The sequence below is a fragment of the Pseudomonas sp. AU11447 genome (assembly GCF_001672555.2).
GTDB lineage: Bacteria > Pseudomonadota > Gammaproteobacteria > Pseudomonadales > Pseudomonadaceae > Pseudomonas > Pseudomonas nitroreducens.
In genome coordinates, this window is record NZ_LZDG02000044.1 from 159,682 (window position 1) to 185,796 (window position 26,115).

At 66.2% G+C, this 26,115-nt stretch carries 21 protein-coding genes; 8 read left to right on the plus strand and 13 right to left on the minus strand.

Annotated elements, in window-relative coordinates:
• Positions 1–2: 2 nt before the first annotated feature.
• Positions 3–908, minus strand: coding sequence for a LysR substrate-binding domain-containing protein (locus tag A6723_RS15705; protein WP_054911148.1), 906 nt, complete (start codon positions 906–908; stop codon positions 3–5).
• Positions 909–1,214: 306 nt separating this feature from the next.
• Here A6723_RS15705 and A6723_RS15710 point away from each other — a divergent pair, with 306 nt between their 5' ends.
• The 3 genes from A6723_RS15710 to A6723_RS15720 all read left to right on the plus strand — a co-directional run bounded on the left by A6723_RS15710 (position 1,215) and on the right by A6723_RS15720 (position 2,541).
• On the plus strand, positions 1,215–1,472 hold the full coding sequence (locus tag A6723_RS15710) for a YjhX family toxin (protein ID WP_054911147.1): 258 nt from the start codon (positions 1,215–1,217) through the stop codon (positions 1,470–1,472).
• Between the two features lie 55 nt (positions 1,473–1,527).
• Positions 1,528–2,031, plus strand: a complete 504-nt coding sequence (locus A6723_RS15715; protein WP_054911146.1) for a GNAT family N-acetyltransferase — start codon at positions 1,528–1,530, stop codon at positions 2,029–2,031.
• A 63-nt stretch (positions 2,032–2,094) separates the two neighbouring features.
• Entirely contained in the window at positions 2,095–2,541 is a 447-nt protein-coding gene (locus A6723_RS15720; protein ID WP_054911145.1) for a GNAT family N-acetyltransferase, read from the plus strand.
• A 55-nt stretch (positions 2,542–2,596) separates the two neighbouring features.
• On the opposite strand, the gene A6723_RS15725 is transcribed toward A6723_RS15720, so the two are convergent.
• From A6723_RS15725 to A6723_RS15760, 8 genes are all read right to left on the minus strand, one after another.
• On the minus strand, positions 2,597–2,998 hold the full coding sequence (locus A6723_RS15725; protein ID WP_054911144.1) for a DUF2501 domain-containing protein: 402 nt from the start codon (positions 2,996–2,998) through the stop codon (positions 2,597–2,599).
• Positions 2,999–3,068: 70 nt separating this feature from the next.
• Positions 3,069–4,157 (minus strand): glycerophosphodiester phosphodiesterase, encoded by a 1,089-nt coding sequence (locus A6723_RS15730; protein ID WP_054911143.1) that lies wholly within the window; start codon positions 4,155–4,157, stop codon positions 3,069–3,071.
• A gap of 129 nt (positions 4,158–4,286) precedes the next feature.
• Positions 4,287–6,479, minus strand: coding sequence for a catalase/peroxidase HPI (gene katG, locus A6723_RS15735; RefSeq protein ID WP_064979800.1), 2,193 nt, complete (start codon positions 6,477–6,479; stop codon positions 4,287–4,289).
• A 330-nt stretch (positions 6,480–6,809) separates the two neighbouring features.
• Positions 6,810–8,651: an amidohydrolase gene (locus tag A6723_RS15740; protein ID WP_064979802.1), complete on the minus strand. Its 1,842-nt coding sequence runs from the start codon at positions 8,649–8,651 to the stop codon at positions 6,810–6,812.
• Positions 8,652–8,662: 11 nt separating this feature from the next.
• Positions 8,663–9,481 (minus strand): alpha/beta fold hydrolase, encoded by an 819-nt coding sequence (locus tag A6723_RS15745; protein WP_054909336.1) that lies wholly within the window; start codon positions 9,479–9,481, stop codon positions 8,663–8,665.
• Positions 9,482–9,564: 83 nt separating this feature from the next.
• Positions 9,565–10,134, minus strand: coding sequence for a hypothetical protein (locus A6723_RS15750; RefSeq protein ID WP_054909335.1), 570 nt, complete (start codon positions 10,132–10,134; stop codon positions 9,565–9,567).
• A 645-nt stretch (positions 10,135–10,779) separates the two neighbouring features.
• Positions 10,780–12,159 carry a winged helix-turn-helix domain-containing protein gene (locus tag A6723_RS15755; protein ID WP_054909334.1) on the minus strand — a complete coding sequence of 460 codons (1,380 nt, stop codon included), beginning with the start codon at positions 12,157–12,159 and terminating at the stop codon, positions 10,780–10,782.
• Between the two features lie 204 nt (positions 12,160–12,363).
• Positions 12,364–13,320, minus strand: a complete 957-nt coding sequence (locus tag A6723_RS15760) for a GlxA family transcriptional regulator (RefSeq protein ID WP_054909333.1) — start codon at positions 13,318–13,320, stop codon at positions 12,364–12,366.
• A gap of 345 nt (positions 13,321–13,665) precedes the next feature.
• On the opposite strand from A6723_RS15760, the gene A6723_RS15765 reads away from it, so the two are divergent.
• The 3 genes from A6723_RS15765 to A6723_RS15775 all read left to right on the plus strand — a co-directional run bounded on the left by A6723_RS15765 (position 13,666) and on the right by A6723_RS15775 (position 16,062).
• Positions 13,666–14,322, plus strand: coding sequence for a hydrolase (locus tag A6723_RS15765; RefSeq protein ID WP_024762844.1), 657 nt, complete (start codon positions 13,666–13,668; stop codon positions 14,320–14,322).
• A 61-nt stretch (positions 14,323–14,383) separates the two neighbouring features.
• Complete coding sequence (locus A6723_RS15770; RefSeq protein ID WP_054909332.1) at positions 14,384–14,800, plus strand: DoxX family protein; 417 nt, start codon at positions 14,384–14,386, stop codon at positions 14,798–14,800.
• The gene (locus A6723_RS15775) at positions 14,797–16,062 is read left to right on the plus strand and encodes an OprD family porin (RefSeq protein ID WP_054909331.1); all 1,266 of its coding nucleotides are present in this window, start codon (positions 14,797–14,799) and stop codon (positions 16,060–16,062) included. The genes A6723_RS15770 and A6723_RS15775 overlap by 4 nt, the downstream gene beginning before the upstream one ends.
• A 220-nt stretch (positions 16,063–16,282) precedes the next feature.
• On the opposite strand, the gene A6723_RS15780 is transcribed toward A6723_RS15775, so the two are convergent.
• Positions 16,283–17,194 (minus strand): LysR substrate-binding domain-containing protein, encoded by a 912-nt coding sequence (locus tag A6723_RS15780; RefSeq protein ID WP_054909330.1) that lies wholly within the window; start codon positions 17,192–17,194, stop codon positions 16,283–16,285.
• Positions 17,195–17,411: 217 nt separating this feature from the next.
• Here A6723_RS15780 and A6723_RS15785 point away from each other — a divergent pair, with 217 nt between their 5' ends.
• Both A6723_RS15785 and A6723_RS15790 read left to right on the plus strand, forming a co-directional pair.
• Positions 17,412–17,969, plus strand: a complete 558-nt coding sequence (locus A6723_RS15785; RefSeq protein WP_054909329.1) for a helix-turn-helix transcriptional regulator — start codon at positions 17,412–17,414, stop codon at positions 17,967–17,969.
• A 226-nt stretch (positions 17,970–18,195) separates the two neighbouring features.
• Complete coding sequence (locus A6723_RS15790) at positions 18,196–20,907, plus strand: cation-transporting P-type ATPase (protein ID WP_054909328.1); 2,712 nt, start codon at positions 18,196–18,198, stop codon at positions 20,905–20,907.
• Between the two features lie 617 nt (positions 20,908–21,524).
• Here A6723_RS15790 and A6723_RS15795 read toward each other — a convergent pair.
• Genes A6723_RS15795 through A6723_RS15805 form a run of 3 tightly spaced genes read right to left on the minus strand, consistent with a single transcriptional unit; the run spans position 21,525 to position 26,108 of the window.
• The gene (locus A6723_RS15795; protein ID WP_082450721.1) at positions 21,525–22,715 is read right to left on the minus strand and encodes an HlyD family efflux transporter periplasmic adaptor subunit; all 1,191 of its coding nucleotides are present in this window, start codon (positions 22,713–22,715) and stop codon (positions 21,525–21,527) included.
• Entirely contained in the window at positions 22,705–24,864 is a 2,160-nt protein-coding gene (locus tag A6723_RS15800) for a type I secretion system permease/ATPase (protein WP_054909327.1), read from the minus strand. The genes A6723_RS15795 and A6723_RS15800 overlap by 11 nt, the downstream gene beginning before the upstream one ends.
• Positions 24,864–26,108 carry a TolC family protein gene (locus A6723_RS15805; RefSeq protein ID WP_054909326.1) on the minus strand — a complete coding sequence of 415 codons (1,245 nt, stop codon included), beginning with the start codon at positions 26,106–26,108 and terminating at the stop codon, positions 24,864–24,866. The genes A6723_RS15800 and A6723_RS15805 overlap by 1 nt, the downstream gene beginning before the upstream one ends.
• Positions 26,109–26,115 lie beyond the last annotated feature (7 nt).

Consider the following 26,115-nt stretch of genomic DNA (forward strand, 5'->3'; position numbering starts at 1 on the left):
CATCAGACCATGTCGCTTTCGCCGAACTCCTCGGCGAGGAAATCAATCAGCGTGCGCACCGAGGGCAGCAGGCCGCGGCGTGACGGGAAGATCGCGTGGACGATGCCGCACTTGGGCGACCAGCCCGGCAGCAATTCCACCACCCGGCCGGCGGCCAGGTCCTCGCGTACCGCCACGCGGGGCAAGTGGGCGATGCCGACGCCGGCCAGCACGGCGTTGCGCAGGGCCAGCAGGTCGTCGGTCACCATGCGCGGCTTGTGCGAGATCAGCAGGCGCTCGCCTTCTTCGTTGAACAGCTCCCACTGGTATTCGCGCTGCATGCCGCCCCAGTGCAGGCTGGGCAGCTGGCCCAGGCCCATGGGGGAACTGTCGCCGGCCCTGCGCTCCAGCAATTGCGGGCTGCCCACCAGGCACTGGGTGCTGTTGGCCAGCACCTTCATCACCATGTCGGTGTTTTCCAGCGGCGGGAAGCGCACCCGCAGGGCAATGTCGAAGCCCTCGTGGAGCAGGTCGACACGGCGGTTGGTGCTCTCGATGAACAGCTCCACCAGCGGGTACTTGAGCAGGTAGCGGGTGAGCATCGGCCCGACCCAGGAGTTGAGCAGCGTCGTCGGACAGGCCAGCCGCACCAGGCCGCGCGGTTCGGCGCGGTTGCGCTCGATCACCTCGGAAGCGCCTTCCGCCTCGATGCGCATGGCGACGCAACGCTGGTAGTACTCCTGGCCGATCTCGGTCAGCGAGCAGTGCCGGCTGGTGCGGTGCAGCAGGCGCACGCCCAGGCGCTCCTCCAGTTGGGCGATGCGCCGGCTGAGCTTGGACTTGGGGATGTCCAGCGCGCGGCCGGCAGCGGCGAAACCACCCTGCTCCACCACCTGGGTGAAGTAATAGAGGGTGTTGAGGTCTTCCATGGATCGTTCTCCGGATGGAACGCTGGGCAAGGCCTGGCAGCTTACCGTATCGGCCGGGAGCAGACGAAAGACACGGCAACAACCTGCGGGTTGATCGCCCTCCTGCCTGGCGCCTAGAATTGCCGCGCCCACTTCCGGGCATTCTCACTGATCCGTTGAGACAGGTTTCATGTTGGAGATAGCAGTAGTCCGATAACCCTCCGGCGCCTTGCCACAAGGCGGGACGGTTATCGATGCGCACAAACGCTGGCGGACACAACCTTGTGTCTGCGGTTTTTTCGCACCTACTGCATACAGGTTTCCACCGTGAACATTTCCAGACCGGAACAACGGACCCTGCACGTCCTGGCCAAGGGCGGCCACATTTCCTTCCAGCGCGACGACTCCGGGCGCGTCGTCTTCGTCGAGTGCTATACCCGTGACGGGTACGTACTGGCCGACTGCACCCTGGCAGTCTTCAAAAAGCTCAGGAACAAGCGCCTGATCGTCTCTCGCGGCGGCGCGCCCTATCGCATCAATCCCACCGGGCTGGGCGCCGTGCGCCCACAACTGGACAACCGCTGACGCTCGCCGGCCGGGTCGCCGTTGCGCCCCGGCCGCACACCAGAGGAATTGCAGCATGCATTACGACATCGAACCCGAACGGCCTGGGGACGCGGGCAGCATCCGCCAGGTAACCGAAGCGGCCTTCGCCGTGGCTGAACACAGCGACGGCACCGAAGGCGCCATTGTCGACGCCTTGCGTGCCGCCGGCGCGCTGAGCGTGTCGCTGGTCGCCCGGCGTGGCGACGAACTGGTTGGCCATGCGGCCTTCTCGCCCATCACGCTCGACGGCGAAGCCCTCGGCTGGTACGGCCTGGGCCCGGTTTCCGTGCGCCCTGACCTGCATGGCCAGGGCGTAGGCGCAGCACTGATCCGCACCGGACTGGAACAGCTGAAGGCGCTCGGCGCCCAGGTCTGCGTGGTACTCGGCGACCCGCGCTACTACCGCCGCTTCGGCTTTGTCGTGGACCCGGCGATCCGCTACGAAGGCATTCCGCCGGAGTACTTCATGGCACTTCAATTGGGCGACATTCCGGCAACCGGCAAGGTCGCCTACCACCCGGCCTTTTCCGCATCCTGATGCGGAAGCGGCGGCACCGCCCGAAAGGTGTCGCCGCTGTGGCCACCGATGCAAGGAAGACACATGACACCCAGCATTCGTCGCGCGACTGTCGCCGACATCGACACCCTCTTCGACATCCGCACCAGCGTGCGGCAGAACCACCTGAGCCGTGAGCAGATGGCCGAATTGGGCATTACACCGGCAGTGCTGGAGGAGGCGCTGGAGGCAGGCCCCTGCGCCTGGATTGCCGAAGTGGACGGCAGCGCCGGGGGCTTCGCCATGGTGGATAGGGCATCGGCAGAAGTCTTCGCCCTGTTCGTGCGGCCCGAATGGGAAGGCCGCGGGCTGGGCAGCGCGCTACTGAGGGCTGCAGAGGCCGAGCTCTTCCGCGAACACGAGCGGATCTGGCTGCTGACGGATGGCGGCGACGAGATTCGCGCCAACGGGTTCTACCTGAAGCAGGGCTGGGAGCTGGTCACGCGCGTGGACGAGCGCGACGTGCGTTATGAAAAATCTCGGCCCGCGTAGAAGGAACGATCGCGGACGAAGTCCGCGATGAATTCCGTGCAGTGCGCAAGCCTTGTCAGAGCAGCGATTTGCCCTGGCTGAGGACCTTGTCGCACACCTGCTTGGTGACCTTCTCCTTGATGCCGCTGCCGGAGAGATCGAGGCTCTTGCCATCGCTACCGGTAAGGATGCCCTTGGCACCGTCCTTGTAGCCGCTGTCGCTGGTGGTGGTGTTGCCCGGCAGCTTGCCCAGCAGCTTGTCCTTCACCTGGGTCGCCGCATCGGCGTTGAGGTAATTGTTCTTCGCGCAGTACTCCAGCAGGCCGGCAACGTTGCCACTACTACTGGAGGACACCGACGACAGGTTGCCGAGGCCGCCCAGGCTACCGGCGACATCGCCGAGGGACGCAGCCTGCACCAGCGGCCAGGGCAGCAATGCGACAGTAAGGACGGCGGGGATCAGTTTGCGGGCGTTCATGGAGTACTCCTTGATACGAACCAGACGTGAAGGACCACTGCGAGTGTAGCCTTCGACTGCTCATCGCTATTCAATAACCGACCGATTTCAGTACCTCATCCACATCCTGGCTCGGCGGGCGCCCGAGGAACTTCAGCAGTTGGTCGGTGCGGTTGGTGAAGAAGCCGTCCACCCCGGCCTTGCTGAGCTTGTCGAAGTCCACCGAGTCGTCGACGGTGTAGGCATGCACGAACAGGCCTCGCTCATGGGCGGCCTGGTTCATCCAGGGCTGGACGAGGTCCATGTAGCTCTGGTCGCCTCGCGCGGTCAGGGTCGCCGATGGCCCGGTGCCCAGTGCGCCGTGGGCCTTGGCCCAGTCGAGCCAGGCGAAGAGCTCCTCCTTGGATTTCACTTCCTGCTGCGCATAGAAGTCCGCCTTGATCTTCTCGCCGGACTGCGCAAAGGAGGTTGGCTTCTTCGCCGCCATGTAGCCATCACCGACCCACAGCAGCAGGACCTTGGGCACCTTCGGCATGCTCTTGTGCAACAGCTCCAGGCTGCTCTTCTCGAAGGTCTGCAGCACGATTCGGCCCTGGGGCTCACCGTCTGCATTGAGCCAGCCGCGATTTTCCAGGACCTTGCGCAGGTCTTCCTCGATACCGGGGAACTGCCCCGGTGCCTTGGTTTCCAGGTACAGACCGGGCGTCTCGCCGCCGCCTTCGGCGATATCGATCAGCTCGTCGAGCGTGAGAATGCGCACACCTGCGTACTTGGAGCGGGCGCGCTCGGGATAGGTGGTGTTGAACCAGCTGCCGGCGTCCAGGCGCTTGAGCTCGGCCAGGGTGAACTGGCTCACCGGGGCCTTTTCGCGGCCGGGGAAGACCTTGGCGACATCGGTGGTGCGCTCCAGGGTGTCATCGTGCACCGCCACCAACACGCCATCCTTGGTCCGCTGCAGGTCCGCTTCCAGATAGTCCGCGCCCAGGTCACGGGCGGCGAGATAGGCCGGCGCCGTTTCCTCCGGGGCATCGTGGGAGGCGCCGCGGTGGGCGATCACCGTCGGCCAGGGAACGCCGGCGGCCTCGCTCAGGGCGCGGCCGGGCGACTCCTCGGCGCTGGCGGTGAAGCTGGCGACAGCCAGCGCGAAGGTGCCCAATACAGCGATGAGTCGACGGCGCATAGGCGAAAGCCCCCCTTTCCCGGTTAAGCGGCCCAGTCTGCCGGCGGCCTGTGAACATCCTGCGACGGCTGGAACGACAAGGCCCGCGGACGATCGCTCGTCCGCGGGCCTTTGCTCTTCCCTGCCCGATCAGCGCGGCAGGTCGAAGCGGTCGAGGTTCATCACCTTGGTCCAGGCCTTGACGAAGTCATTGACGAACCTGCGTTCGCCATCCGAGCAACCATAGACCTCCGACAACGCCCGCAGCTGGGAGTTTGATCCCAGTAGCAGGTCGATACGGCTGCCGGTCCACTTCGCTTCGCCGGTCTTGCGATCGCGGCCCTCGAACTGGTCATTGGCGTCCGACGTCGGTTTCCACACCGTGCCCATGTCCAGCAGGTTGACGAAGAAGTCATTGCTCAGGGTGCCGGGACGCGAGGTGAACACGCCGTTCTGCGAGCCACCGGTGTTGGCGCCCAGCACGCGCAGGCCGCCGATCAGCGCGGTGACTTCCGGCGCGGTCAGGGTCAGCAGTTGCGCCTTGTCGATCAGCAGCGCTTCGGCCGGAACCGAGAACTTCGACTTCTGGAAGTTGCGGAAGCCGTCAGCCGCCGGCTCCAGCATGCCCACCGAGTGCACGTCGGTCTGCTCCTGGCTGGCGTCCATGCGGCCGGGCGCGAACGGTACGCTGACGCTGTGGCCACCCTTGCGCGCGGCCTCTTCCACAGCGGCATCGCCGGCGAGGACGATCAGGTCCGCCAGGGAGATCTTCTTGCCGCCACCGGCCGAGGCGTTGAACTCGGACTGGATTTCACCCAGCACGCCCAGCACCTTGGCCAGCTGCTCCGGCTGGTTCACCGGCCAGTCCTTCTGCGGTGCCAGGCGAATACGCGCGCCGTTGGCACCGCCGCGCTTGTCGGAGCCACGGAAGGTGGAGGCCGACGCCCAGGCAGTGGACACCAGTTCGGAGACCGACAGGCCCGAGGCCAGTACCTTGGCCTTGAGCGCGGTGATGTCCTTCTCATCCACCAGCGGGTGGTCGACCGCCGGGATCGGGTCCTGCCAGATCAGCTCCTCTTTCGGCACTTCCGGCCCCAGGTAGCGGGCCAGCGGGCCCATGTCGCGGTGGGTCAGCTTGAACCAGGCGCGGGCGAAAGCGTCGGCGAATGCCTCGGGATCTTCGTAGAAACGACGGGAAATCTTCTCGTAGGCCGGGTCTACGCGCAGGGAAATGTCGGTGGTGAGCATCGACGGTGCACGGCGCTTGGACTTGTCGTGCGCATCGGGAATGCTGCCGGCACCGGCGCCGTTCTTCGGCTGCCACTGGTGCGCGCCGGCCGGGCTCTTGGTCAGTTCCCACTCGTAGCCGAACAGGTTCCAGAAGAAGTTGTTGCTCCAGCGCGTCGGCGTCGACGTCCAGGTGACCTCCAGGCCGCTGGTGATGGCATCGCCACCGGAGCCGCTGCCGAACTTGCTGACCCAGCCCAGGCCCTGGTTCTCCAGGCCGCCGGCTTCCGGGTCGACCCCGACGTTATCCGCCGGGCCAGCGCCGTGGGTCTTGCCGAAGGTGTGGCCGCCGGCGATCAGGGCGACGGTTTCCTCGTCGTCCATGGCCATGCGGGCGAAGGTTTCGCGGATGTCGCGGGCGGCAGCCACCGGGTCGGGGTTGCCGTTGGGGCCTTCCGGGTTCACGTAGATCAGGCCCATCTGTACCGCGGCCAGCGGGTTCTCCAGGTCGCGGTCGCCGGTGTAGCGCTTGTCGCCACCCAGCCAGGTGGTCTCTTCGCCCCAGTACACGTCCATGTCCGGTTCCCAGACGTCCTCGCGGCCGCCGGCGAAGCCGAAGGTCTTGAAGCCCATGGACTCCAGGGCGACGTTGCCGGTGAGGACGATCAGGTCGGCCCAGGACAGCTTGGCGCCGTACTTCTGCTTGATCGGCCAGATCAGCCGACGGGCCTTGTCCAGGCTGACGTTGTCCGGCCAGCTGTTGAGCGGAGCGAAGCGTTGCTGGCCACGGCCGGCACCGCCACGGCCATCGCCGATGCGGTAGGTGCCGGCGGCGTGCCAGGCCATGCGGATGAACAGTGGGCCGTAGTGGCCGAAGTCGGCGGGCCACCAGTCCTGGGAGTCGGTCATCACGGCGCGCAGGTCGGCCTTCACCGCTTCCAGGTCGAGGGTCTTGAAGGCCTCGGCATAGTTGAAGTCCTCGCCCATGGGGTTGGACTTGGAAGAATGCTGGTGCAGCAGGTCCAGCCTCAGCTGGTTGGGCCACCAGTCACGGTTGGAAGTACCACCACCAGCGGTCTGGTGGAACGGGCAGCTACCTTTCTTTTCTTCACTCATTGCAGGCTCCTTGGGGGCGCCTATCGTTGGCGCCTTGTATTCGCACAACCCATCAGAAGATAGATCAAACGGGGCGGGCTGCTATTGCAGTTTTCGATTGGCTGAAGCGGTAAAAGGCTATCGATGGAGGGTGGCCAAAGGCCTCATCGCGGTAGACGGCAACGGACGCAGTTGTCATCGATGGTGCAGGAGCGAGCTCGCTCGCGAACCCGCATCACGTCGGCTTGATCCGGTACAGGGCGGTTCGCGGGCAAGCTCGCTCCTACAAGGAACCTCGCCCATTGGATGAACGATTACAATCCGGCCCTCGCGGGCCGGACTCTCACACCGTCAGAATGCGAAGCAGGAACAGCCGAACGCGCCCCAGAAGCCGGCGAAGTCGCTCACCGGCACGTCCTTCGTCCGTGCACGCTCATGGCCGTGCCCATGCACGCCGCAGGAACCAACGCACTGGTGCACGGCCTGCTGCAACGGTGCCTGCGGGCGCCAGTGGCCGGGGACCATGGCCACCGGGGACCACTCCGGCACCACCGGGATGCTCGGCGGGGCCAGCTTGTCGAACTCGCGGTCGCCATGGACGATCTTGCCGCCGACGACGGTGAGCACGGACTCGATGGTCTTGATCGCCTCTTCCTCGACGCTGAAGAAATCCTCCGACAGCACTGCCAGATCAGCCAGCTGGCCGGCCTTGAGCATGCCCTTCTTGCCCTGCTCGCTGGAGAACCAGGCGCTACCGTGGGTGAACAGCTGGATCGCCACTTCGCGCGACAGCCCTTCCGGGTAAAGGCTCAGGCCGCCCACGGTCTTGCCGCTGACCATCCAGTACAGCGAGGTCCAGGGGTTGTAGCTGGASACACGGGTGGCRTCGGTRCCGGCGCCGACGGGRACGCCTTCGGCCAGCATGCGCTTGATCGGCGGSGTGGCCTCGGCGGCCTGCCTGCCATAACGGTCGACGAAATACTCGCCCTGGAAGGCCATGCGGTCCTGGATGGCGATGCCGCCRCCCAGCGCCCTCACCCGCTCGATGTTCTTCGGCGTGATGGTCTCGGCATGGTCGAAGAACCACGGCAGGCCATTGAACGGGATATCGCGGTCAACCTTCTCGAACACGTCGAGCATCCGCGAAATGGACTCGTCGTAGGTGGCATGCAGGCGGAACGGCCAGCGTTGCTCGACCAGGTGGCGCACCACCGGTTCCAGCTCGGCTTCCATGGTGCCGGGCAGGTCCGGGCGCGGTTCGAGGAAGTCCTCGAAGTCGGCCGCCGAGAACACCAGCATCTCGCCCGCACCGTTATGGCGCAGGAAGTCGGTGCCCTGGCCGTAGGTCACGCTGGAGGTCCAGTTCCGGAAGTCCGCCAGCTCTTCCTTGGGCTTCTGGGTGAACAGGTTGTAGGCGATGCGCACGGTAAGCTGGTCGGCGTCGGCCAGCTGCTGGATCACCTGGTAGTCGTCCGGGTAGTTCTGGAAGCCGCCGCCGGCATCGATSRCGCTGGTCASGCCCAGGCGGTTCAGCTCGCGCATGAACTGGCGGGTRGAGTTGACCTGGTATTCCAGCGGCAGCTTCGGCCCCTTGGCCAGGGTCGCGTAGAGGATCATCGCGTTGGGGCGGGCAATCAGCATGCCGGTGGGCTCGCCGTTGCTGTCGCGAACGATCTCGCCGCCGGGCGGGTTCGGCGTGTCCTTCGTATAGCCGACGACGCGCAGCGCGGCGCGGTTGAGCAGCGCACGGTCATAGAGGTGCAGGACGAACACCGGGGTATCCGGCGCCGCCTGGTTCAGCTCCGAGAGGGTCGGCATGCGCTTCTCGGCGAACTGGAACTCGTTCCAGCCGCCGACCACCCTCACCCACTGCGGCGACGGCGTGCGCTGGGCCTGCAGGCGCAGCATTTCCAGGGCGTCGTGCAGCGACGGCACGCCTTCCCAGCGCAGCTCCAGGTTGTAGTTCAGGCCGCCGCGGATCAGGTGCAGGTGCGAGTCGTTGAGGCCGGGGATGACGGTGCGGCGATTGAGGTCGACCAGCTTCGTCGAGGCGTCACGGTAGGCCATCGCCTGGGCGTCGGTGCCCACGACGAGAAACTTGCCGTCGGCAATGGCCACGGCGGTGGCGTGCGGCCGCTCAGGGTCGACGGTGTGCAGTTTGCCGTTGAACAGGATCAGCTCTGCGTTGCTCATGCTCGGGTACCTCAGCGTTGCAGGAAGGCCAACAGGTCTTCGTTGAGTTGCTGCGTGTGGGTGACAGCAAAACCGTGGGGCGCACCGGCATAGACCTTCAATTCGGCGCCCGGAATCTGCTCGGCAGCCAGCTTGCCGGTGGTCTCGAACGGCACGATCTGGTCGTCATCGCCGTGGATCACCAGGGTCGGCACGTCGACCTTCGCGAGGTCCGCACGGAAGTCGGTCTCGGAGAACGCAGTGACGCAGTCCACGGTGCCCTTGAGCGATGCCAGCAGGGCGATGTTGAGGGTCTGGGTCAGCACGCCCTCGGAAACCTTCTGGCCATGGTTGGTGCCATAGAACGGCGCCGCGAAGTCCGCGATGAACTGTGCGCGATCCTGCAGCAGGCCGGCCTTGATGCCGTCGAACACGCCCTTCTCCACCCCCTGGGGGAAGTCCGCGGACTGGCCGAAGATCGGGGTGACGGCGCCCAGCAGCACCAGACCGGCGACGCGTGAGGTGCCGTGGCGGCCGATGTAGCGACTGACGTCGCCGCCGCCCATGGAGAAACCCACCAGCGTCACCTCGCGCAGGTCCAGGTGCTCGATCAGGCCGGCGATGTCATCGGCGAAGGTGTCGTAGTCGTAGCCGCTCCACGGCTGGCTGGAACGACCGAAACCGCGGCGGTCGAAGGCGATGGTGCGATAGCCGCGGCTGCTCAGGTACTGCATCTGGTATTCCCACATGTCGCCGTCCAGCGGCCAGCCGTGGCTGAACAGCACGGGTTTGCCGCTGCCCCAGTCCTTGTAATAGATCTCGGTGCCGTCGCGGGTGACGAAAGTGCTCATGGAAACTCCTCTGCCTGCCATGCAGGACGATGTGGGAACGGGCACCACGCGGGCGCCGCGGGAGGGGAAAGTCAGGGGAAAGCTCAGTCGGCGTTGAGCCAGCCGGCGCAACGCCGGGTCACCCAGGGCATGATCAGGTAGACCACCAGAAGGACGATGCACAGGGTCACCAGCAGGTTGCTCGGCACCACGCCGGCCAGCAGCGGAAAGCGCTCGAACGCGGGCGCCCAGAGCGGTGGAATGACCATGGTCAGCGGGCTGATCACCAGATAGGTGAGCAACGCCTGCTTCCATTTCGGTGGCTGGCGCACGCTGCCGTGCTCGGGGGTGAACCAGAACTCGGCGTCGTTGTGGATCAGCGGGTGGTCACCCTCTTCCAGCAGCGGCAGGACCTCGGCGACCAGCTCGGCGCGCTCGCGGGAGTCGATCCAGGCCTGCAGCTGGCCGGCGCGGGCGAAGCGCACCACGGTGGTGAACATCGCGCCCTCGCCGTCCGGGCGGATCACGTTGACGCCCAGGTGCCCCGGCTGCCGCCGCGCGGCGGCGACGGTGCGGCGCAACCAGGCCTCGTAGCTGGGCAGCGCTTCGCAACGCACCTTGTGGTGAACCACCAGCGTCACCACGCTGTTCAGATCGATGGCTTCGGCGCTCATGGGTGTTCCGGGTTCGGGGTTGAGGTCCGGTCACTATGGCCTTGGCTACGGCTGGCCTATTGGACGCATGTGCTGGATCAGCGTGCATACCCACATTGTGCCGGGGCTCCCTGCACTTCCTTGGCACCGACACTCCCACAGGAAAACGTCGGCGTTAGGCGGTTCGCGAGCAAGCTCGCTCCTACAACCGCTCTTTGCTCTTCGCTCTCTGAAGACTTCCAGCGAAATGTCCGAGCACGCCGAATGCCCCGTTCAGGAGGCCTCGTTGAAGCGGAGTTTCAGGGGTTGAGCGACATGGATGTCGCGAGAGCGCTGTCGGGCCAGGGATGGCCCGTCAGCGCGGGCCTCTGAAATTTCGCTTCAACGAGGGAATTTTTCGCCCGAAGCGAAAAACCGGATGTCCGGGGCAAGACCTTTGCCTTCTTTGGGGCGTTTGCCAAAGAAGGTCGCCCGAGGGGGCGAAACAGAGAGTCCGCGCGCACGCCGAAGCGACGCTGAAATAACCAAGCCAAAGCAGCACAAACCTGCACCATAGGAGCCGAGGCAGGCGCCGGCCATGCCGGCGGATCGCGGGCATGGCCCGCTCCTACCGGGTTCTTGAATCGTCGGGCGCATGCAGTTTGTAGAAGCGTGCGTTACCGGCGATCAGGCGGCGGTGATGGCAAGCTCCGGCAAGGTCACCTGGCGCATATAGGCACGCGCCGTATGCGGCACGCGGTAGCGCACCTCGCTCTCGCCCTGCTCCACCCACAACAAGGACTTGTCCGCCAACTGCCGCACCGCGGCGAATACGCTCTCACGGCACCAATGCTGGTCGTCCAGCGAGGCCACCGCCGTGTCTAGGGTGAAGTCCTCGCCCAGTTGCGCGAGCAGACGCAGGCAGCGCTGCTCGGCAACGTCCAGCAGGCCGTAGCTCCAGTCATAGGTCGCACGCAGGCTCTGCTGCCGCGCCGGCGCGGTGCGGCGGCCGGGCATCAGCAGCTGCATCGGGGTATCCAGCAGGGCCGGCAGCCCGGCGAGACCGAGGATGCCCACCTGCCGCGCCGCCATCTCGATAGCCAGGGGAATGCCGTCCAGGCGCCGGCAGACGTCGATGATCGCGCGCACCTGGCCCGGCTTGAGTTCGAAGCGGTCGCAGACTTCCCGCGCGCGCATCACGAACAGCTGCACCGCCGAACTGCACATGGCCAGTGCCAGCGGCGCGTCGTCCTGCGCGGGCACCTCCAGCGGCGGCAGGCGCAACACGTGTTCGCCCTCGGCGCGCAACGGCTCGCGGCTGGTGGCGAGAATGCTCAGCGCCGGATGCAGGCGCAACAGGTGCTCCACCGCCTCGGCGCAGCGCTCGGCGAGGTGTTCGCAGTTGTCCAGCAACAGCAGGGTCGGCTCCTGCGCCGGCTCGCGCAGGAGGACGGCGAGGTTCTGGCTGAGGGAGATGCCGTCCGGGTCGATGGACAGGTCGAGGAAGCGCACCTGGCTGAAATGCTTGTGCAGCAACTCGGCGCAGTGGATCGCCAGCGAGGTCTTGCCCATGCCGCCAGGGCCGACCAGGGTCAGCAGGCGCGTCGCAGGCAACTGCTTCACCACTCGTTCGAGCAGCGCCTGGCGGCCGACCAGGCCCATCAGCAGCACCGGCAGGTTGCTGGCGCGCACCTCGCACGGCAGTGCAGCGGCCGGCAGTGGAGCGATGACGGTTTCCACCACGCCGACGAAGCCATAGCCGCGCAGTGGCACGTTGGCGATGTAGCGTTCGCCGGTGCGGCCTTCGCCGAGGGCGCGACGCAGGGCGGCGATGTGTACGCGCAGGTTGATCTCTTCGACCACGGTATCGCCCCAGACCTGGGCGATGATCCTGTCCTTGCCGATGATCTCGCCGGGCTGGCGGATCAGCACCTGGAGAATGTCCAGCGCCCGGCTGCCGATGCGTACCGGGCGATCCCCCTGCAGCAGCTGGCGCTTGTAGGGGTGGAACTGGAAGCGACCGAACTGCAGGACGGTCTCGGTGCGGTTTTCCGTGCTTGCGCTCATGTCCTGCTCACGTCTGCGGATCTGACGGATCGCTCTACAACGGGTCCTCCAGGCGATCTGGCCAGTACCGAGGTGACGCGCCCCTGATTGGTGGTCAGGGTATTTTCCCGTCCTCGTGTGACAGCGCAATTCCCGCAGGGGGAAGGATTCGGCCAATCAGGGTGCGCCGGACGGTCAACCGGCGTGAAATGCGGCGTACTGCCATCAGGCGAAGCCGAACTGCTCGCGGTACTGGCTCGGCGTCATGCCGATGCGTTCGCCGAAGACCGTGCGCATGTGCCGGGGACTGCCGAAGCCGCTGCGGCAGGCCACCTGCTTGAGCGGCAGGTCGCTGCTTTCCAGCAGCTTGCGCGCGTGGTCGATGCGCGCGCTCTGCACGTACTGCATGGGCGTCATGCTGGTCTCGCGCTGGAAGGCGCGGGCGAAGTTGCGGGGGCTCATGGCCACCTGCTCGGCCAGGCGATTCACCGTCAGCGGCTCGTCGATGTGGTCCACCACGTAGGCCTGTGCGCGGGCGATCACCGAGCCGTCGCGCACCACCGACACCAGCAGCGGGCCGAACGGCGTCTGCCCGCCCTGGCGCTTGAGTACCACCAGCAACACCTTGGCGACTTCCAGTGCGACATCCTTGCCGTGGTCCTCGGCGACGACCGCCAGTGCCATGTCGATGCCGGCGGTGACACCACCAGAGGTAATCAGGTTGCGGTCGATGACGTAGATACGCTCGGCCTGCACCTGGGTGCGCGGGTACAGCTGTGCCAGGCGCTCCAGGTAATTCCAGTGGGTGGTGCAACGGTAGCCGTCAAGCAACCCGGCCGCGCCGAGCAGGAAGGCTCCGGTGCACACCGCGCCATAGCGTTTCGCTGCGCGCGCCGCTGCCGGCAGCCAGGCAGTCAGCGCGTCGTTGCGACCGTTGTAGGCGCCCGGCCCGCCGGGCACCAGCAGCAGGTCGACGCCCGCGAGCAGCGCTTCCAGCGGCAGGTCGGCGCTCATCTTCAGGCCGCTGGAGGCGCGCACGCCCTCGGGCTTCGCCGCCACCGTCAGCAACCGGTAGTGCTGCTCCGGCGGCAGGTAGCGGTTGGCCATGGAGAACACCTCCATCGGCCCCGTTACATCCAGCGCCAGCACATCGTCGTACAGCACCATGGCCACTGTTTTCATTCTTCTACTCGCACGCAAACGGGGCTTGGCGGTCTCGCGTGCCCCGGTATGGAAAAAACCACTGTACCGATTCGCCAAGCCGGCGAATCGCACGTTTGCATCATTCTCCGCCAGGCGGGCCGAGCACACAGGTCCAATAATTGGCGGGTCGGCGGAACCATAGTCTGCCCATCAACGCCCTCGGGCGGGCCTTGCAGAACTGCAAAGTGGCCATGCAAGGCTGTCTGTTCCGCGCCTTTCGCCGATCGGCAAAGATGCGTCCACGGTTCGGCACTGGCTACGGCAGTCCGGGCCCACCGACCACTCGAACCTCATCCACCCACGCCATCCACAAGGACCATCGCCATGACCGCCATCGCCAAAGCCGTTCCCGGCAAGACCCTGCTCAACCCCACCGACCACACCCTGATCATGATCGACCACCAGTCGCAGATGTCCTTCGCGACCAAGTCCATCGACGCCGTGACCCTGCGCAACAACGCCGCCCTGGTGGCCAAGGCGGCCAAGGAGTTCGACGTCTCCACCATCCTCACCACCGTCGCCGAGAAGAGTTTCTCCGGCCCGATCTTCGACGAGATCAAGTCGGTCTTCCCCGAGCACAACGTCATCGACCGCACCAGCATGAACACCTGGGAAGACCCGCGCATCGCCGTTGAAGTGAACAAGTTCGGCAAGCAGAAGATCGTCCTGGCCGGCCTCTGGACCTCCGTGTGCATCGTCGGCCCGGCGCTGTCGGCCATTGACCAGGGCTTCGAGGTCTACGTCATCGCCGACGCCTGTGGCGACGTCTCCACCGAGGCCCACGAAATGGCCCTGCAACGAATGATCCAGCTGGGCGCCCGCCCGATGACCTCCCTGCAGTACCTGCTGGAGCTGCAACGCGACTGGGCCCGCGGCGAGACCTACGATGCCACCGTGAAGACCTCCATCGAGCATGGCGGCGCCTACGGCCTGGGCCTGATCTACGCCAAGACCATGTTCAACGCCAGCGAAGGCCACTGAGCCCGGGCACCGGAAAGGGGCGGCAGTGCCGCCCCTTTTCATTCGCAGGATTGAAGACACCATGCCGACCTACGACCGCTCCGGCGCGCTAGCGCTACTGTTCATGCGCGTTACCGCCGCCCTGCTGCTGCTCCAGGTGCACGGGCTGCCCAAGCTGCTGCACTGGCAAAGCGAGTTGCAGCACATCGAAGACCCCTTCGGCCTCGGCGCTGTGCCAACCCTGGCGCTGGCGGTGTTCGCCGAAGTGCTCTGCCCGATCCTGCTGATCCTCGGCGTGTTCGCCCGCCTCGCCTGCCTGCCGGTGATCGCCGTGCTGCTGGTGGCACTGGTGTTCGTGCACCCGCAGTGGTCGCTGGAGGAAGGCCAGTTCGCCTGGTGGATGCTGATTCTCTTCGCCGGCCTGGCGATTGCCGGGCCGGGAAGCTACCGCCTCGCCCTGCCCCGCCCTGGCGCCCTCCACATGGAGCCCAGACCGTGAGAAACGCCCTGCTTCCCTGCGCCCTGGCGTTCGCCTGCGTTCCGGTCCACGCCGCCGACTGGTCGCTGCTGTCGCGCAATTACTTCCTCGACAACGACTACCGCAGCCCCGGCCCCAACGGCCAGAGCCTGCGCCGCGAATGGGCGCAGGGCTTCATCGGCAAGTTCAACAGCGACGTCACGCCCGGCACCATTGGCCTGGGCGTCGATGCCCATGCCTTCCTCGGCCTGAAGCTCGATGGCGGGCGCGGCCACGCCGGCACCGGCCTGCTACCGCTGGACAGCGACGGCCGCAGCGAGAGCGATTACTCCGATGCGGGTGCCGCGCTGCGTCTGGTGCACGAGAAAACCAGCCTGGCCTGGGGCGAAATGGAAGTGGAAACGCCGGTATTCGACACCGGTGACAAGCGCCTGCAACCCGAGTACGCCACCGGCTGGTTTGTCGACGACAGGAGCCTGCCGGGCCTGCGCCTGCAAGCCGGGCGCTTCACCGCCTTCAAGAACCAGAACTCCAGCTCCAGCCACGGCGAATTCGAAGGCTACGGTGCCAGTACCCGCTTCGGCGGCCTGAGCCTGGCCGGCGCCACCTGGAGCGCACCCGATGCGAACTGGGGAGGTGCACTCTATGCCAGCCAACTGGACGACGTCTGGCGCCAGGCCTACGCCAACCTCAATGGCCGAGTCGGTCGCTGGTCGGTGGACGCCAACCTGTACAAGACCGGCGACACCGGCAGCGCCCGCGCAGGGGATATCGACACCCTGGCCTGGAGCCTGCTGGGCAAGGTCGCCCTGGGCAGTCACGCGCTGAGCCTCGCCTACCAGAAGGTCAACGGTGACACGCCCTTCGACTTCGTCGGCGGCGACTCCATCTACCTCGCCAACTCCATCAAGTACGCCGACTTCAACGGCCCCGGCGAACACTCGTGGCAGGCGCGCTACCAGTGGGATGGCGCCAGCGCCGGCGTTGCCGGCTTGACCCTCTCCGCACGCTACGTGCGCGGCAGCGGCATCGACGGCACCCATGCGCCTTGCGGCGGCGCCTACAACCCCATGCAGGGCGGCACCTGCCAGCCTGCCTACGGCGACGGCGGCAAGCACTGGGAGCGCGACCTCGACGTTCGCTACGTGGTGCAATCCGGCCCGGCCAAGGACCTGGCGCTGAGCTTCGCCCAGGTCTCGCACCGCGCCAACGACGCCCAGGGCGGAGCGGACATCGACCGCATCTACGTGATCATCGAGTACCCGCTCAAGGGTGTGTTCTAGATCAGACGGCCTCCGCACCTCCGCAGGGCGCATAACGCGCCGGCGTTATCCGCCGCAACCGAGCCGGCGGATAACCTGTTCCAGGTTATTCGCCCTACGTGATTACATCGGAAGACACCTCGTAGGATGGCGTGGAGCGCAGCGATACCCATCACTCCCCCTCCCAGCAGCATGGGTATCGCTACGCTCCACCCATCCTACAAATACCGGAGGACGCCGCTCAGGCCACCGGCGCGCTCATGTACTCGGCCATCCGCTCGCGCAACCAGCGCTCGGCCGGGTCGTTGTCGTGGGCAGCACTCCAGACCATCGAGAGCTCCGCCGGCTTGATCTCCAGCGGTGGTTCTTCGGCGCGCAGGCAGCTGTCCTCCACCAGCGCGCAGGCGGCGTAGTCCGGCACGGTGGCGATCATCTCGGTGTTGCGCAGCAGCGCGCGCAGGCTGCCGAACTGCGGCACGGCAAGCACCACCCGACGGCGGCGCTCGATACGCTCCAGGTCGAGGTCGATGGCGCCGTTCAGGTCGCCTGAGAAGGACACCATCACGTGCGGCCGCGAGCAGTATTCGTCCAGCGTCAGCGGGCCGGGGCGGTCGTCGCCGCGCAGCACTTTCACACCGATATCGCGCAGCTTGCGGCGCTTGGCGTTGGCCGGCAGGTCGGTGGTGTAGCTGACGCCAACGGTGATCTCGCCGGACGACAGCAGCGCCGGCATCAGCAGGAAATTGGCCCGGCGCACCACCACCGTGACATTCGGCGCATCCTGCTGCAGCCGCGCCAGCAATGCGGGGAACAGGCCGAACTCGGCATCGTCGGAAAGGCCCAGGCGGAAGATATTGCAGCTGGTCTCGGGCTCGAAGGACTTGGCCCGGCTGACCGCCGCGGAGATCACATCCATCGCCGGGCGCAGCTCCTCGAAGATGTGCAGCGCCCGGCTGGTGGGCTCCATGGCGCGGCCGGCGCGCACCAGCAGCGGGTCGTCGAACAGGTCGCGCAGGCGCGCCAGGGCGGCGCTGACGGTGGACTGGGTGATGAACAACTTCTCGCCGACGCGGGTGAGGTTCCGCTCCAGCATCAGGGATTCGAAGATCACCAGCAGGTTCATGTCCAGGCGGCGCAGGTCGTTACGGTTCATGGCTGGTCGCTCGGGGCTGTGGGAATGGGCATCTTGGCACAAGATGAGGGTCGCGCCAGTCGACCATGCCCCACCAGGTTTTTCTTGGACGGATGTGCTTGAAAGCGCTGCCTCCGGTGAATTCGATTGAGCATCGGATCACCTTGATTTACCTTGAGTTTTTCATTTATTCAGACGGCTTTTGCCGCCACTGGAAGCCGACGAGAAGAGAGACATCATGCCCGCACCTGCCCACCAGGTAGCGACCATGCTCGCCCCCGCGACACACCGCCTGGTCCTGCAGCTCATGGAGCAACTGCAGTCCTCCGGCGAAGGGCTGCACGAAGCCAGCCAGCGTCTCTGCCGGCATCTGCTGGAGCACTACCGCATGCCGGAACCCTGCAACGACGCGCGCAGCGATGGCAAACGCCTCGCCCTCGCCCCCTGGCAGGAGCGCAAGGCTAAGGAAATCCTCGCCGGCTGCCTGCTCAACCGCCTGTACATCGCCGATGTCGCCGAACAGTGCGGCATGTCGCGCAGCCACTTTTCCCGTGCGTTCAAGCAGGCCACCGGCCTCGCGCCGCGGGAGTGGGCGCTGCGCCTGCGCATTGACCGCGCCCGCGAACTGCTGGCCAGCGGCGACGCGCCGATTTCCCAGGTCGGGCAGGAATGCGGCTTCGCCGACCAGTCACACTTCTGCCGCAGCTTCCGCAAGCTCGTAGGCTGCACGCCGAACCGCTGGCGGCAAGCCAGCCGGGTGGGGGGAACGCGGGAACTGGAGCTACCGGCCATATAGGAGCGGGCTCCGTCCGCGATGGGTTTGCCCTACTCCTGCTGGCCCGAAGCGATGCGGAGCCCGTTCCTAGGCCAATCGCCACCACTGATGACAATTCCTACGCTGTTCAGCGACGGTTCAGCGAGGACCCGCCGAACCTTGAGATATGACAGGTCCGGTGCAATCCCCACCGTCTAGTCTGGGTGCAGTCCCACTTTCCCAACAGGCAGGAGCCGGGAGTCAGAGCATGACTGCACCGCAAACCACCGACCACAAACCGCAAGCCACCGACTGGTACCGCAAGAGCGTCGAGCAGACCATGGCCGACCTGCAGACCAGTGCGGAAGGCCTTTCCCCTGACGATGCCGGCGCACGCCTGCTGCGCGTCGGTCCCAACGCGCTACCGGCCAAGGACGTCGATCCGCTCTGGCTGCGCTTCGCCCGGCACTTCAACGACGTGCTGATCTACATCCTCCTGGCCGCCGCCGTGGCCACCGCGCTGATGGGCCACTGGACGGACACCATCGTCATCCTGCTGGTGGCGGTGATCAACGCCGGTATCGGCTTCTTCCAGGAGAACAAGGCGGAGAAATCCCTCGCCGCGCTGCGCGGCATGCTCAGCAGCACCGCCCACGTGGTGCGCAATGGCAAGAAGATCGAGATGGACGCCGCCCAGCTGGTACCCGGCGACATCGTCATCCTGCGCCCCGGCGACAAGATTCCCGCCGACGTGCGCCTGTTCGACGTGCACCACCTGCAGGTCGAGGAATCCATGCTCACCGGCGAATCCCTCACCGTCGGCAAGCAGGCCAACGCGCTGGACAAGGAGGCACTGCTGGCCGACCGCCTGAACCTCGGATTCTCCGGCACCAACGTCAGCGCCGGCAACGCGCGCGGCGTGGTAATCGAGACCGGAGCGAACACCGAGCTGGGCCGCATCAACAAGCTGATCGCCAACGTCGATGAAAGCGAAACCCCGCTGCTGCGGCAGATCGCCGAGCTGGGCAAGCGCATCTTCCAGCTGATCGTCGGCATGATGGTGGTGCTCTTCATCATCGGCTTCTTCTGGCATGACTATCCGTTCGGCGAGCTGCTGCTGTCGCTGATCAGCCTGGCCGTGGCCTCGGTGCCGGAGGGCCTGCCGGCCATCGTCTCGATCATCCTGTCCCTGGGCGTACAGCGCATGGCGCAGAACAAGGCGATCATCCGCAAGCTGCCGACCGTGGAAACCCTTGGCGCCATGAGCGTGATCTGCTCGGACAAGACCGGCACCCTGACCATGAACGAGATGACCGTGAAGAGCGTGCTGCTCGCCAACGGTCTCTACAGCGTCGAGGGCCAGAGCTACGAGCCCAAGGGCCGTATCACCTTTGGCGGCAACAGTGACGAGCTGGACTGGTCGCAACACGGTTCGCTGGAAGCCTTCATCCGCGCGGTGGACATCTGCAACGACAGCAGCCTGCAGCTCAATGAAGAAGGCCGCTGGGGCGTGGTCGGCGGCCCCACCGAGGGCGCACTGAAAGTCCTGGCGCGCAAGGCTACCCTGCCGGAGATCGAGTTCCAGAAATTCGGCAAGATCCCCTTCGACTCCGCCTACAAGTACATGGCGCGCCGCTGTGACGTTGCCGGGCAGAGCCTGATCTACCTCAAGGGCGCGCCGGACGTGCTGCTGCGCATGTGCAACCAGCAACTGGGCGCCAACGGCGCCGAGCCGCTGGACCGCGAGTACTGGGAGCGCGAGATGGGCTTCATCGCAGGGCAAGGCCTGCGCATGCTGGCCGCTGCCTACAAGCCGGTGCAGCCCGATGACGGCGTGATCGACCACGAGGACGTGCAGGACGGCATGATCTTCCTCGGCGTCGCCGGCCTGCTCGACCCGCCGCGCCCGGAGGCCATCGAAGCCATCGCCCTGTGCAAGCGCGCCGGCATCCAGGTGAAGATGATCACCGGCGACCACCCGGACACCGCCGTCGCCATCGCCGGCATGCTCGGCATGGGCAACGACCTGCGCGCCATGACCGGCCAGGAACTGGAGCAGGCCGATGATACGCAGCTGAGATCCCTCGCCCTGCAATATTCGGTGTTCGCCCGCACCAGCCCCGAACACAAGCTGCGCCTGGTGCGCGCGCTGCAGGCCAACGAGGAAGTGGTCGGCATGACCGGCGACGGGGTCAACGACGCCCCGGCGCTGAAGCAGGCCGACGTCGGTATCGCCATGGGCATCAAGGGCACCGAGGTGACCAAGGAAGCCGCCGACATGGTGCTCACCGACGACAACTTCTCCACCATCGCCGGCGCCGTGCGCGAGGGCCGCCGGGTCTACGACAACCTGAAGAAGACCGTGCTGTTCATCCTGCCGACCAACATGGCCCAGGGCCTGCTGATCGTCATGGCGATCCTCGCCGGCGCGGTGATCCCGCTGGCGCCGCTGCAGATCCTCTGGATGAACATGGCGACCTCCACCACCCTGTCCTTCGCCCTGGCCTTCGAGCCCGGCGAGCCGGGGATGATGCGCCGGCCGCCGCGCAACGCGAAGGAGTCGATCCTCAACGGCTTCGCCGTCTGGCGGGTGCTCTACGTCGGCGGCCTGCTCACCGCCGCGGCCTTCCTGCTGGAAGCCTGGCTGGTCAGCAACGGCCACGATACCGACTATATCCGCACCATGATCCTGCACACGCTGGTCACCGCGCAGTGGGCGTACCTGTTCAACTGCCGCCTGCAGGAGGAGTTCTCGCTGAACTGGGCGCTGCTGCGCAATGGCGCACTGCTCACGGTGACCCTGGCGCTGATCCTGCTGCAATGCTTCGTGATCTACGTGCCCTTCATGCAGACCGCCTTCCACACCGTCGCCCTGCCCTTCAGCGGCTGGCTAATCGCGCTGGGCATCGGCATCGCGGTGTTCTTCGCGGTGGAGTTGGAGAAGCTGGTAATCCGCCGCTGGAAGGCTTCGCGCGGCTGATACGGAGCGCGCAGGTGCGAGCCTGCTCGCGAACGAGCCTCCCGGTAACTCCGGCGCTGGGCGATTCGCGAGCAAGCTCGCTCCTACACGAAAAGCCGCAGCAGCGGCTGGCGCTTCTCTCGTGGGAGCGGACTCGGTCCGCGATGATTGCGCCCAGCTCCCTGGTCGATTGGATCGGTGTTGGGTCGATCGCGGACAGAGTCTGCTCCTACGCTCGGCCATGCATCTGTAGGAGCGAGCTTGCTCGCGAACGAGTTTCCCGGTGACTCCGGCGCTGGGCGGTTCGCGAGCGAGCTCGCTCCTACAGGAAGAGCCAGTGTGGCGGGTGCGAGGATTGATTGGCCGCCGTAGGAGCGAGCCCAGCGGCAAGCCCCGCCCGGATACTCATGGCCGGCGGGCTCGCCCCTACAGTGCCACGCCTTTCCCTCCCCAGGTCCCCGGCCCTTTCCTGTCGCGGGAAGGAGGCGTACGCCGGGTGTTCCGATTGCTGCCAAGAGCCAACCTTGCGCAGGAGCGGACTCTGTCCGCGAGTGGCTCATCCCCGCTCCGACCAAACTCGACGCGGGGCAAAATCATCGCGGACAGAGTCCGCTCTCACACGGGCGATCAGTGGCGATCTACATCAACCGCGCCTTCAGCAACGGCCGCAGCAGGTAGTTGAGCACGCTGCGCTTGCCGCTGAGGATGTCCACCTCGGCGACCATGCCGGGGATGATCGGCAAGACCTCGCCATTGCGCTTGAGCTGGCTGCCGTCGGTCTTGATCAGCACCTGGTAGTAGTACTCCTTGCCGTGCACGGTATCTTCTTCGATCGTGTCGGCGCTGATCTGTTCCAGGGTGCCCTTGAGATCGCCGTAGATGCTGTAGTCATAGGCGGTGATCTTGACCTTGGCCGGCATGCCCGGCACCAGGAAGGCCACGTCACGCGGCTTGACCTTGGCTTCCACCAGCAGGCGCTCCTCCACCGGGATCACTTCCATGATCGGCTCGCCCGGCTGCACCACGCCGCCGCGGGTGCTGATCAGCACGGTATTCACCCGCCCGCGCACCGGCGAGAGGATTTCCGTGCGGCGCAACTGGTCCTTGCGCTGCTGGACGATGGGTTCGATCTGCGCCAGCTGGGCCTTCTTCTCCTGGCGCTCGGTGTAGGCATCCTGGAAATAGGTGTTCTTCAACTCGGTGAGCTTGCCGCTCAGGGTGGCGATGTCCTGGCTCAGCTTGAGCGCCTCCATCTGGCTCACCGCGCGGCGTGCCACCAGAGGTTCGACGAGCGCCAGCTGGCTTTGCGCCAGGCGGATCTGTTTCTGCAGCGAGCGGGAGTTTTCCTCCAGCTTGTCGCGGCGCGACTTGAACAGCTCGCGTTCGGAGCGTGCCACCGGGCCGTCGGCAGGCATGCCTTCGGGGAAGACGATGTGGTCCTGGCCCATCACCTCGGCGTCCAACCGGGCGATCGCGGCGCCGAGCACCTCGGCCTGGTTGGCGGCTTCCTGCCAGGAGGTCTCGAAGTGCGTGCGGTCCAGACGCACCAGCGGCTGGCCGACCTGCACCAGCTCGCCCTCCTGCACCAGCAGGCGGTCGAGGATGCCGCCCTCCAGGCTCTGGATCTTCTGCATGCGGCTGAACGGCACCACACGCCCATCGCCACGGGTGACTTCATCCAGTTGGGCCAGCGCAGCCCAGACAATGGCCGCCACCAGGCTCAACAGCAGCGCCCACAGCAGCGGCCGCGACACCGGGTGGCTGGCGGCCAGCAAGGGGTCCTGCAGTTCGCGACGCAGGCGTTCGGCGGCACGGGTTTCACTGGCCATGGGCAGCGCCCTCCTGCTCGGGAATCTGTACCGTGCGATCCTTGACGATCTGGTCCAGCGCGCCGTCCATCACGACCCTGCCCTGGCTCAGCACCACCGCACGGGTGGCCACCGCCAGCATGCTCTTCTTGTGCGTGGTCATGATCAGGGTGCGGCCCTCCAGCCAGCGTTGCAGGTAGCCGATCACATGCAGCTCGGTGCTCTGGTCGAAGCTCGCGGTGGGCTCGTCGAGCAGCACCACCGGTGGGTCCTGCAACAGCACCCGGGCCAGGCCGACAGCCTGGCGCTGGCCACCGGACAGGCTGCCGTTGCCCAGCAACGGCAGGTCCAGGCCCAGTGGATGGGCGCGGACGAAATCCCCCAGGCCGACACCATCCAGCGCCTCGAACATCTCCTCGTCGCTGATTGCCACGCCCTCCAGGTTGAGGTTGTCGCGCAGCGTGCCGTAGAACAGCGCGACATCCTGCGGCAGATAGCCGATGTGACGGCGGCGGTCGGACGGGTCGATCTGCGCCAGCGCCACGTCATCCAGCAGCAGGCGGCCGGACTCCGGGTCGTACAGCCCGGCCAATAGCCGCAGCAGGCTGGATTTGCCGGCGCCATTGCCGCCCAGCAGCGCGACCCGCTCGTAGGGGCGGATTTCCAGCGCGGCGATGTCCACTGCCGGCGCGTTCTCGCCGTGCACCAGGCGCACCCGCTCCAGGCGGTAATGCCCGGCTAGCCGTTCCTTGCTGACGAAGCGCTTGTCCTGGGGCCGCTCCATCGGCGCCTGCATCAATTGGTCGAGCCCCTCCATGGCCACCTTGGTGTGCTGCCAGCGACCGAGGATGCCCGCCGCCTGGGACAGTGGCGCCACCGCACGGGACGCGAGGATCGAACAGGCCACCAGGGCACCGACGCTCAGTGCGCCATCGCTGATGCGGTAGACACCGAACACCACCACGCCGACGTAGCACAACTGTTGAACGATGCTTGCGCCATAGGACAGCGCCGTGGTCAGCGTATGGGTGCGCATGGCATTGCCTGCCAGCTGGGCAGTGAGCGTCTCCCAAAGGTGCAGGCAGCGACCTTCGGCGTGGGTCGCCTTGACCGATTCGAGATTTTCGATCGACTCCAGCAGGATGCCGTTCTTCACCGCACCCTCACGCAGGTTCTCCCGCGACAGCCGGGCCAGCAGACCCTGGCAGAGCAGCCCCGGCAACAGCATCAGCACAGCCGCCACCGCCGGCACCCAGACCAGGTGGCCGCCGATCAGCGCGATGATCAGCAGGAACAGGAACACGAACGGCAGGTCGCTGATCATCGCCGCGCTGGACGAGGTGAAGAACTCACGCACGCCCTCGAACTCGCGCACCTGGGTGCTGAAGGCCCCCACCGAGGCGGGCTTGGCCGCCAGCCGGGTATTGAGCACGCGCTCGAACAGCAAGGTCGAGAGCTGCAGGTCGATGCGCTTGCCCATGGTGGTCAGCAGGTGGCCGCGCAGCGAGCGGATCACGCCTTCGAGGATGATCGCCAGGCCGACGCCGCTGGCCAGGATCCACAGCGTGTCCATGGCCGCATTGGGCACTACGCGGTCGTAGACCTGCATGGCGAACAGCGCAGAGGCGATGGCCAGCAGGTTGGCCATCATCGCCGCCATCGCCACTTCGAAGTAGGAGCGCCAGAGCTGCCGCAGCGGGCCGAAGAACCAGTGTTGCTGGGCCCGCTTGGCGAAGTCGCCGACCCGGCCGTCGGCACGGTAGCGGCACTTGGCGAAGATCGCGATGCCGCTGTAGCGGCTTTCCAGTGCTGCCAGCGACAGGCGTTCGACGCCGCCATCGCTGTGCGGCACCAGGACGCTGGCGGACTCGCCGTCCAGCTCGCAGAGCACCAGGGTGCCGCCGTCTTCAAGCACCAGCAGCGCGGGCAGCAGGTAGCTGTCCATTTTCACCAGCGGCAGGCGTTCGACCCGCGCCACGATGTCCGCACGGCGCAACGCGCGCGGCACGAAGCGAAGCGGCAGGCGGCCCTGCTGCAGCGGCATGCCCTCGCCCAGCTCGGCAATGCCCAGCGGCCGCCCCAGCTGCCGGCAGAGCAAGGCCAGGCCTTGGCGCAGCGGATCGGTAGTGGCTTCGTGCTCCGCCAGCAGTACGACATTGTCGGCGTTCATCAGGAGGCTCCCGGGGCGAGGTGATTTTCCAGCAGTGGCCCGAGCAGGCCGATCTGCGCGGCGGCGCGGTATTCCACGCGCTTGCGCTCGAAGCGCAGGTTGGCCAACTGGCGCTCGGCCTCGAAGCGTTCGCGCTGCACGTTGAGCAGGTCGATCACGTCGCGCCGGCCGACTTCGAACTGGTCGCGGTAGACGCCACTGACCTGATCCGATTCGTGCACCTGCTGTACCAGCGAGTCCTGCCGCCAGCGCAGGGTGTCGTCGGTATCGAACAGCGTCTGCAGCTTGCGCTTGATGTCGCGCAGCATGGCGTCGCGGGTCCAGCGGGTGGACTCCAGGTGCTGCTGGGCGGCGGTGGGCCGGCGGAAGTTGGACAAGCCTTCGAAGGTATCCATGCGCAGGCGCAGGGAGACCACCGAATCGTTTTCCAGGTGCCCACCGATTTCCCGGCGCAGGCTCGACGCTTCCAGGTTCAGCTGCGGCAGCAGCGAGGCCTTGCTCTCGCGGACCTTGGCCTCGGCCACTTCGGCGTCCTCGGCGGCCTTGCGATACAGCGGGCTGTCGAGAACCAACCGGTTCAGATCCGTACCCAGCAGGTAGCGCTGCATGGACAGCGGCTCCGGTACGGCGAGATCGGCCGGCGGCTTGCCGACCAGCACCTCGAATTGATTGCGCGCGTCCTGCAGGGCGCCCTTCTCCAGCGCCAGCTGCTCCTGAGCGCGGGACAACTCGAGGTTCGCGCGGTCCAGTTCGCTGCGGTCCGAGTAGCCATCGCCACCGCGCGCCTGGGTCATTTCGCGGATGTCGCCGAGGCGCTGGATATGCTCGCGCACCGTGTCGATCCGGGCCTGCGCGGCGAGGACGTCCAGGTAAGTCTCGACGATGTCCAGCGCCGCATCCTCGCGGCTCACCAGCGCGGTCTCATCGAGCTGGCGATGGGTGGCCTTGGCGCTGTCTACCTTGCTTTTCATCCGGCCCCAGTCGAAGAGCATCTGCGAAGCGGTGACGTCATAAACCACCTCACCGAAATCGAATTCGTTGGGGCCGCCGGACAGGCTGACCTGCGGGTAGTAGCCGCCCTTGCTGATATCTACATCGGTTTTGCCGCGCTCCGCCTCGGCGACGGCGGCGCGGACTTGCGGATGAATCGAGAGGCCAATGCGAACGGCCTCATCCAGGGTCTGCCCATGGCCTGCTGCGCTGATGAGCAACAGGCCATACAACCAGGCGTTGCGTGGTGTCATGCAGTGC